Origin of the sequence: Nocardiopsis valliformis DSM 45023 (assembly GCF_000340985.1) — a bacterium.
Taxonomy (GTDB): domain Bacteria; phylum Actinomycetota; class Actinomycetes; order Streptosporangiales; family Streptosporangiaceae; genus Nocardiopsis; species Nocardiopsis exhalans.
In genome coordinates this window covers 440,003-448,590 of record NZ_ANAZ01000003.1, presented here as the reverse complement: position 1 = coordinate 448,590, position 8,588 = coordinate 440,003, and the positions used below count along the sequence as shown (strand labels likewise).

The following is an 8,588-nucleotide window of genomic DNA, read 5'->3' as shown; positions in this document are numbered from 1 at the left end:
CGAAACCCGAGGGCGCCGATTTCGCTTCTGGTAGCAAGATCACGGGGAAGAGGGTGGGTCAGCAGGGGCCCTGATCGGACCAGGGGCCCCACTCGCCGCCCGCGTTCGGCGGCATCCCTTGGATCCACCAGCGGGCCTCGTAGACACGGCCCTCGTAATGGACCTGGTCGCCCTCGTCGTAGACCGTGCGAGGGTTCCAGGCCTGGCCGGAGCAGGCGGCGCCCGGGGCTTCTTCCTGAACTCCGCCGTCTCCAGAGCCCTCGGAGCCCGAGGAGTCCTCGGACTCCCCGCCGGGTGCGTCCTCCTCCGGTTCCTCCTCGACCTCCTCCGGGCCAGTGGAGACGGTGATCGTGACCGTACCGTCCTCGGGCAGGATCGCGCCGGGTTCGGGGGCCTGGCCGCTGACCTCGCCCTCGGGGACGGTGTCGTGGGCGGCCTCCGCCACGGAGACGGACAGGCCGAGTCCCACGAGGGCCTCGGCGGCCTCCGTCTGCCCCATCCCGATGAGGCTGGGCACGATGACGCCCTCACTGACGTGCAGGGTCACCGCCTCGTCGCGGTCGCCGTCCTCGCCCGCCGCGGGAACGGAGGAGAGCACGGTGCCCGGAGTCTGGTCGGCGGAGTGCTCCTGCACCACCTCGACCACGGTGAACCCGGCCTCCCGCAGGGAGTTGCGGGCGTCGTTCTCGGTACCGCCGGCTACGTCCGGGACCTCGGCGTGCTGAGGGCCGACGGACAGCGAGAGCAGGATCGATTCCCCTCCCGCCAGCTCCGTGCCCGCGGCGGGATCGGTCGAGGCCACCTCGCCGGGTTCGATGTCGTCGCTGTAGGTGTCCGCGTAGTTGAAGGAGAGGTCGAGCTCCAGTGCGGCCAGTTCCACCTCCGCCATCTCCGGGGAGAACCCGGTGAGGTCGGGGAGTTCGACCGCCTCCTCGGGGGCCAGGGCCCACCCTGCGGCGAAGAGCGCCAGGACCAGGACACCGACGGTGACCAGGACGGGGACGCGCCGCCACAGAGGCGGGGCCGCCTTGGTGTCCCGGCCGGTGTCGTCGGGGCCGTCGGAGCCGTGCCCGGCGCCTTGTGCGGTATGCGCCCCCACCACCGGGATCGGCTGGGTGGCGTCGCCCTCCTCTGACGGCGTGGGCAGCGACCTCAGGACCTGTTCGACCAGGGTCAGGTACTGGCCGGCGTCGCGCGGGCGGTAGCGCGGGTTGGGTTCGGTGGCGTTGGCGACCAGCATGTCCAGGTCCGGCGGCAGGCCAGGCACCACGGACGACGGCCGCAGCGGCTCACCGTCCTCGGCCCGGAGCAAGCCCGTCATCAGGCTGTGCAGGAGCGCCCCGACGGCGTGCACGTCCGTGCGCGGGGTCAGCTCCTCGACCCCGACCAGCCCGAAACCGGTGACCGTCACCCCTCCGTCGTCGTCCATGACCACGTCGTCCGGGGTGAGGTGGCCGTGAACCAGCCCCACGTCGTGCGCCTCCCGCAGCGTCGCCAGGACATCGACCACGATCGACAGCGCCAGGTGCGGGCTGTAGCGCAGCCCCTGCTCACCACCGCCGAGCACCTCGCTGAGGGTCTCCCCCGGGGGCGGTTCGGTGACCAGGTACACGTGGTCGCCGTCCCGCCCGTCGCCCAGCACCCGCACGAGGTTGGGTGCGTCGAGGGCGGCCAGGGTCTGGGCCCGGCCCAGGAAGGCGTGCGCGACAGCGGGGTCGGCGGCCAGCTCCGGCTCCAGGAGGGTGACCGTGACGGGCATGTCCGCCACCGTGTCGTGACCGCTGTACACGGACACCGAGCCGTCGCCGTCGACGCGTTCTCCGAGGAGGACGCGCCCGTGCAGCGTGATGCCGGGGGAAGGGGCGGGACTGGGGGAATCCATGTGTCGGATTGTACGGTGACCAAACCCCGCATAGGCCCCTCTATCAGGCCAGATGCGGACAGTGAGCTCCTCGGTAGAGTCGAACTGCGACAATCCCCGCCCCCTGTTCTGTAAGGCCCCATGGCCCCCAGCACCACAGACCCCGCCCGAAGCACCCGGGAGGACCGGGCCGCCGGAGTCCTTCTCGGATCGGCCTGCGGGGACGCCCTCGGTGTCCCCTACGAGTTCGCCGCACGCCTGGGCCCGGGCGAGATCCCCGAGATGGTCAGCGATCGTCCACACCCCTGTGGACGAAGGTGATCCGGACCGGTACGCGGCCCCGGTGCAGGCGGCGGTGCGCGCGGGGGACGACACCGACACCATCGCGGCCATCGCCGGGGCGCTGGTCGGGGCCAGGTGGGGGCGTTCGGCCATCCCGGAGTCGTACCTGGCCGCGGTACACGGCTGGCCGGACTACCGGGCCGACGGGCTCGCCGACCTGGCCGAGGAGATCCTCCGGCGGCACGGGGGCTGACCGGGAGCGGGGAGGGGCGGCTGGGAGGGCGACCGCTCAGCGGCTGCCGCCGCCCCCTCCGCCGCCACCACCGCCGACGGAACCACCGCCGAAGCCGCCGCCGGAGGAGAACCCGCCACCACCGGAGGACTGCGGTTGCATCCTGCGCCCGCAGTCCTGGTCCCAGCGCCGTCGGTAGACGGGGTCGTAGAAGTAGGGGCGCGGCTGGTGCGTACGCATCTGGTAGTCGTAGGCCAGCCGGTCCTGTACCTGGCTGGGCAGGCCAACCGCCAGCTCCCAGGAGGGCGATCCGATCACCGAGAGCGGGCCGCCGCGGACGGAGTCCTCGCGTGACTCCTCCAGCAGCGCGCGCACCCGGCGGCCGTTGGCGTTGTAGGGCCCCATCCCCAGGAGCGCACCCGAAGCCACGGCGTAGCCGAACAGCAGGAACGCGATATAGACGGCGCCCCTGGCCGGGAAGGAGTCGCCGGCGAAGAGGATGATGACGCCCGCGATCACGCACAGGAGGGGCAGCAACACCCGGCCGAACAGGTAGGTCCCCGAGGTGGGGCACAGGTTCAGCGCGCGCTTCTCCTCGTACAGCCGCTTGTTGACGGCCTGGGTCACCGACGGAGTCAGGAAGGTGGTCATCATCTGCAGGTCCGTGCTGGGCGCGCCCGCGAACAGGTCGCGGATCAGGACCTGCTCGGCCGGGGTCAGGCGCGGGTCGTTCGGGTACACGCGCAGGTGGAAGACCCAGTCGCCCGGGGTGCCCGGGTGCGGCTGCGAGGCGATCAGCCCGCGTTCCTCCAGCTGGACCAGCATGATCATGAGGTCTTCGGGGCCAAGCGTGCCGACCGAACTGTGCATGGTGTGCGCGGCGGCCGGGCCCAGGCCGGGCGGGATGCGGTCGAAGCTGGCGCGGGCCGCGGCGTCGGTGCGCTTGCGGTAGACCGCCATGACGGCCACCGCACCCAGCAGGAGGAGCGCGAGGACGGGGACGGTCAACCCCATGGTCCACATGCGACGGGTCTCGTGCAGGGAGGCGGAGGTGTCGACCGCGCCCTTGGTCATGGAGACGGCGACGGTCATGCCGTCGGTCGCCGCCAGCCGGGGCTGGCCGGCCTGCGCGATTTCGCCCGAGTACTCAGCTTGCTCGCAGGGACTGTTGCCGCGCTCGGCGCCCTGATAGCAGGAGACGTCGATGATCTGCGGCGCGGTGACCCGCACCGACACGTCCTCCTTGGGGACGTCCCAGTCGGGGCCGACGAAGTCCCAGTAGAACTCGTCGTGGTCGTCCAGGGCCAGGAGGGCGCCCTCCAGCGTGTAGGAGAGCTCGTAGGTGTGCTCTCCCGTGACGTGGGTTTCCTCCTGGTCCTCCAGCCCGACGAGGACGACGTACTCGTCGCCCTCCATCCCGGCGGAGTCCAGCCGGGTCTCGGCCCCGGTCGGGCTGGACACCTCCAGATCCCGGATCTCGACGACCCGTTCCCGGAACAGGCTCTTGTCCAGGGTCACCGGGATACTCCGGTAGATGCCGGGGCTGGTGTTGGTATCGAAGTCGTAGGTGATCGTCTCGACCACGTCCACGGTCCCATCCGGGTGGACCTCGGCGGTGGTGTGATAGGCGGTGACGCTCTCGTTGAGACGAGCCGATTCGTCTTCGGAGTCACTGGCGTGTGCGAGTGGGGCCAGTAGCGTGACAGGTACCGTGACCAGCGCGCTGACCAGGACTGCCGCGCCGACCAACCCTCCCCCCGGGTTTGTCTGGCGCATACCGCGAAGCCTACGAGGTACCGGCCGGTATATGTGAGGGGCGGACTGTCCGGGTGCGGCCGTTTCCCCGGCTTGAGGCATCATGGTGGCGCACGGAAGCGGGAACGTGGATATGTACGGGAACGGGGAGCGGGCATGGCGGAGCGGATCGAGTGGGTGGCGGCGCACGACCACCCGGAACTGACGGCCGACCCGGTGCGTGCGGCGATCGCCCCCTTCGACGGCTCGGTGCGGGCAGCCGCGATCGACCCCGAGCTCGCGGACACGGCGGAGTTCTGCGAGGCCTACGGGCTGACGCTGGAAACCAGCGCGAACTGCGTGGTGCTGTCCGCCAAGCGCGGCGGTGAGGTGACGTACGCGGCGTGCATGGTGCTGGCCACCGACCGGGCGGACGTCAACGGGGTGCTGCGCAAGCACCTGGGCGCGCGCAAGACGTCGTTCGCGCCGATGGACGAGGCGACCGGACTGACCGGCATGGAGTACGGCGGCATCACGCCGTTCGGAGTACCGAAGGGATGGCCGGTCCTGGTGGACAAGCGGGTGTACGACACCCCGTGGGTGGTGGTGGGCAGCGGCCTGCGCCGCTCCAAGCTGCGGGTCCCGGGGCCGCTTCTGGCCGAGCTACCGGGCGCTGAGGTGCTGTCTCTGACCAGGCCGTTGGCCGGGTAGTTGGCCAGGTAGGACGTGACGGGCTCAGGTTGAGCGGGTGGCGTCTGAGTTGATTTGTCGACAAATCCACGTGTGGATAGGGCGCGGGGGAAGGGCTCCGGCGCACCGCCGAAATGACCGCTTCCCCCGCTTTCCCCCGCTTATCCGGTGTGGTGCGGGCGGCTCGGGTCAGTCCGCGCAGCAGCCGTGCGAGCTGTGCGCGCTCACCGTGGGCGGGACGTCCAGCGTCGGGTTCCGGTCGAAGAAGCCCACCGGGCGCAGCTTGAAGCCCGTGTAGTCCACCGGCATGATCGGCCAGTCCTCGGGGCGGGGTGCGTGGGTCAGGCCGAAGGTGTGCCAGACGGTCACGTCCTGGCCGTCGATCGCCCGGTCCTCGGCGATGAACGCGGGCAGGCCCGCCCCGCCGTGGTGCTGGTTGACCAGGTCACCCGCGGGGTAGCGCTCGGTGTCGTCCTGGGCGGTCACCCACAGGTGCCTGGTGGCAAAGGCCGCCCGCGCCGCCACCGAGGACGCGGGGTCGGCGAGCAGCACCGGCTTGCCCTCGGGGTGCAGCGCGTAGGCGACTGGCTGGCCGAGGTGGTTCAGCGACTCGGGGTTGGACACGTGCCACACCCGGTCCACGGAGGCGTCCGCCAGGCGCTGGGCCGCGAGTTCGGAGGTGAGCACGGTGCGTTTCTGGGTGAAGGCGTTTCCGCGCGGGTTGTCCGGACCGATGGGAACACGCGCCGCGTCGACCTCCTCCACCCGGTGCGTGGTCCCGTCCAGGTTCATGTCCAGGCGGGCGCAAAACAGGTGCTGGTGCAGGGGCGCGCCCAGGCCGGGGGCGACCTCCGAGGCGTACGGGTAATCGCCGCCGGGGTGGGCCGAGGTGAAGACGACGCCGGTCGCCTTGGCCTCGAACTCGATGGTTCCGTCCAGGTACAGGTACCAGAAGAACCCGTAGTCGTAGTTGCCCACGGTGGTGAAGAACGAGATCACCATGCGGCGCTGGCGGCGGGTCTCGGCCGAGCCCGCCCAGAGATCGGTGTGCTTCCAGAGGATGCCGAAGTCCTCCTCGTGCATGCACACGGCGTTGGGCAGGGTCCTGGGCGCGCCGGACTCGTCGGCGATCACGGCGTCCAGGTAGGTGATGTCGCCGAGGCAGTCGCAGCCGAGTTGGAGGGCGTTGGCGTACCGGCCGACCATGTACTCGCCGGTGTCGAAGTAGTTCTGCCAGGAACGCACCGGGGAGGGGTCGCCGTAGGGGACGACCATCTCGGCGATGGACGCCCGGTGGATGAGGGGGCGCTCGCGGTTCTGGTCGCGGTCATGGAAGGAGATCTGGTGCAGGACCAGCCCCTCGCGGGCATCGAAGCCGATGCGCAGCGACCAATTCTCCCAGGTGAGGAAGTTGCCGTCGAGGGTGAAGCCGGGGCCTTCGGGCTGGGTGATCTCGATGGGTTTCTGGGTGGTGCGGTGCGGGCCGACCAGCTCGGGGTCGGTGTAGTTCCCGTTGACTGAGGGCACTGGGACCGGGCCGAAGTCCAGAACACGGTCCACGGTGTGGTTGGCGACGTCGACGTAGCCGACGAGCCCGTCCACCGGGTGCGCCCAGGGGTGGTCGGCCTCGTGCTCCTGGACGAAGGCGAGCCCGCGCAGGATGCGGCGGCCGCGCTCCTCGGGGTACTCGTCGTCGTAGACCCCGGCGGACAGCGGCGCCACCCGGACCCGGGCAGGGTCGAGGTTGCGGTCGCGCAGGGCCTTGAGCCAGCGCTCGTCGGCGGTCAGCACCCGCTCGACCAGCTCGAACTCCTCATCGAGGACGGGTAGCTGACCGTCGGTGAGGGGGTTGAGTACACGGTCGGAGTCGACCCGGTCGTGGGTGAGCGAGACAACGAGGTCACGGGAGGGGCCGCCCCCGGTGTCCAGGAGCATGACGCGTACGCGCCGGTCCGGGGCGATGGTGGGCCCGGGGCCGCGGCCAGGGGCGCGGGCGGCGTGGGCGAGCAGGTCGCGCTTGGCGGGTTCCTCGAGTCCGACGTACACGAACCTGCTCCGGGGCGAGGCGTGCCCGGTGCGGGTGAGGAGGTCGCGGGTGGCGGTGATCTCGTCCGGGGTGAGGGCGTCGAGCGGATGTTTCGGGTGGGCTGGGTTTCCGGCCATCGTGGTCCTTCGCGGAAGGTGGGCGGGGGCGTCGGTAAGCGGTGTCGCCAGATCTCCAAGTCGGTGAGTCGGCTTCCCGACAAGTCGACACGTCGGTAAGGGCACCTGTCGAGAGGGCGACTCAGGCCAGATTGGTCCAGACACTCTTGACCTGGGTGAACGCCTCGATGGCGGACCAGCCCATCTCGCGGCCCAGACCGGAGGCCTTCATCCCGCCCCAGGAGGCGGCGGCGTCCAGGAACGGAGGCATGTTGATCCACACCGTGCCCGCGCGGACCCGGGCGGCCAGGCGGTTGGCCACGCCGATGTCGCGCGACCACACGACGGCGGCCAGGCCGTAGTCGGTGTCGTTGGCCCGGGCGACGAGTTCGTCGGGGTCGTCGTAAGGGAGCACGGACAGCACCGGGCCGAAGATCTCCTCGCGGGCGATGCGCATGTCGTCGGTGACCCCGGAGAAAACGGCGGGACGGACGAAGTAACCCTCACCCTCAGCGGGGGCGCGGTCGTGCAGGTGGGCGCCATCGACGTCTCGGCCGATGGCGACGTAGCTTTCGGCCTGGTCACGCTGTTCGGCGGAGACCACCGGGCCGAGGTCGGTGTTCTCGGACAGGCCGTGGCCCAGGCGCATCGAAGCGGCCCCGGCGGCGAGCTTCTCCGCGAACTCGTCGTGGCGGGCGGCGTCCACGAAGAAGCGGGTGTAGGCGGCGCAGACCTGACCGGAGTTGAGCAGACCGCCCATGAGGTTGCCCTGGACGGCGGCGTCGATGTCGGCGTCGGCGGTGATGATCGACGGTGCCTTTCCGCCGAGTTCGAGGGAGACGTGCTTGAGGTCGTGCCCGGCCCGCGCGGCGATCTCGCGGCCGACCTCGGTGGATCCGGTGAAGGACACCTTGGCGACCTTGGGGTGCGCGACCAGGGCCTTGCCGACCTCGGGACCGCCGGTGACCACGTTGACGACCCCGTCGGGGATGCCCGCACGGCGGACGAGTTCGGTGAGGCGGAGCGTGGTGAGCGGGGTCTGCTCGGCGGGCTTGATGACCACGGTGTTGCCGGTGGCCAGGGCGGGGGCTAGCTTCCACATGAGGATCATCAGCGGGAAGTTCCACGGCGTGATGAGCGCGCACACCCCGAGCGGTTCGCGGCGGGTCCGGTAGTCCACGTCGGGGACGGAGAGCGGGGCGGTGACCCCGGTGATCTTGGTGACCCAGCCCGCGTAGTAGCGCAGGTGCTCGACGGCGTTGGGGACGGCGAACCCGGCGCTGACACCGAGCGGCTGGCCCTGGTCGGTGGTCTCCAGACGGGCGAAGGCGTCGGCCTCCGCCTCCAGCAGGTCGGCCAGGTTGAGCAAGAGCTTGGCGCGGGCTGCGGGAAGCATGCCCGCCCACTCGGCGGACTCGAAAGCCTTCGCGGCGGCGTCCACCGCGGCGTTCACATCAGCTTCGCTGGCCTCGGGGATCTCGGTGATGACTGTTCCCGTGCCCGGGTCGTACGTGGGGATGGTCCCGGTGCCGGTGCCGCTGGTCCACTCGCCGTCGATGAACATGTCGGTGCGCAGGTCCTTGTGGACGTGGTCTGGCATGGGTTCCCCTTCGTCGTTTGGGAGTGACCGTAGTCACGCACCCGCCG

Annotated in this window: 7 protein-coding genes; 3 read left to right on the top strand and 4 right to left on the bottom strand. The window is 70.7% G+C overall.

The genetic code is table 11. From position 1 onward, the window contains the following. Window positions 1-58: 58 nt before the first annotated feature. Window positions 59-1,882, bottom strand: coding sequence for a PASTA domain-containing protein (locus tag D457_RS0104695; RefSeq protein ID WP_017579490.1), 1,824 nt, complete (start codon window positions 1,880-1,882; stop codon window positions 59-61). Window positions 1,883-2,002: 120 nt separating this feature from the next. On the opposite strand from D457_RS0104695, the gene D457_RS36360 reads away from it, so the two are divergent. After that, complete coding sequence (locus D457_RS36360) at window positions 2,003-2,182, top strand: ADP-ribosylglycohydrolase family protein (RefSeq protein WP_169542723.1); 180 nt, start codon at window positions 2,003-2,005, stop codon at window positions 2,180-2,182. Further along, window positions 2,169-2,396 carry an ADP-ribosylglycohydrolase family protein gene (locus tag D457_RS35295; protein WP_017579489.1) on the top strand — a complete coding sequence of 76 codons (228 nt, stop codon included), beginning with the start codon at window positions 2,169-2,171 and terminating at the stop codon, window positions 2,394-2,396. The genes D457_RS36360 and D457_RS35295 overlap by 14 nt, the downstream gene beginning before the upstream one ends. A gap of 36 nt (window positions 2,397-2,432) precedes the next feature. Here the strand turns inward: D457_RS35295 and D457_RS31880 are convergent, their stop codons facing one another. Continuing rightward, window positions 2,433-4,151 carry a DUF2207 domain-containing protein gene (locus D457_RS31880; protein WP_160167386.1) on the bottom strand — a complete coding sequence of 573 codons (1,719 nt, stop codon included), beginning with the start codon at window positions 4,149-4,151 and terminating at the stop codon, window positions 2,433-2,435. A gap of 135 nt (window positions 4,152-4,286) precedes the next feature. On the opposite strand from D457_RS31880, the gene D457_RS0104680 reads away from it, so the two are divergent. Then, window positions 4,287-4,820, top strand: a complete 534-nt coding sequence (locus tag D457_RS0104680) for a YbaK/EbsC family protein (RefSeq protein WP_017579487.1) — start codon at window positions 4,287-4,289, stop codon at window positions 4,818-4,820. Between the two features lie 168 nt (window positions 4,821-4,988). Here the strand turns inward: D457_RS0104680 and D457_RS0104675 are convergent, their stop codons facing one another. Beyond that, window positions 4,989-6,962 (bottom strand): primary-amine oxidase, encoded by a 1,974-nt coding sequence (locus D457_RS0104675; RefSeq protein WP_017579486.1) that lies wholly within the window; start codon window positions 6,960-6,962, stop codon window positions 4,989-4,991. Window positions 6,963-7,083: 121 nt separating this feature from the next. Further along, entirely contained in the window at window positions 7,084-8,541 is a 1,458-nt protein-coding gene (locus tag D457_RS0104670) for an aldehyde dehydrogenase family protein (protein WP_017579485.1), read from the bottom strand. Between the last annotated feature and the right edge of the window lie 47 nt (window positions 8,542-8,588).

What these genes read in the sequence shown, in the direction of transcription:
- D457_RS0104695 (WP_017579490.1), bottom strand. Translation starts at nt 1,882, where the DNA reads ATGGATTCCCCCAGTCCCGCCCCTTCCCCCGGCATCACGCTGCACGGG.
- D457_RS36360 (WP_169542723.1), top strand. Translation starts at nt 2,003, where the DNA reads ATGGCCCCCAGCACCACAGACCCCGCCCGAAGCACCCGGGAGGACCGG.
- D457_RS31880 (WP_160167386.1), bottom strand. Translation starts at nt 4,151, where the DNA reads ATGCGCCAGACAAACCCGGGGGGAGGGTTGGTCGGCGCGGCAGTCCTG.
- D457_RS0104680 (WP_017579487.1), top strand. Translation starts at nt 4,287, where the DNA reads ATGGCGGAGCGGATCGAGTGGGTGGCGGCGCACGACCACCCGGAACTG.
- D457_RS0104675 (WP_017579486.1), bottom strand. Translation starts at nt 6,962, where the DNA reads ATGGCCGGAAACCCAGCCCACCCGAAACATCCGCTCGACGCCCTCACC.
- D457_RS0104670 (WP_017579485.1), bottom strand. Translation starts at nt 8,541, where the DNA reads ATGCCAGACCACGTCCACAAGGACCTGCGCACCGACATGTTCATCGAC.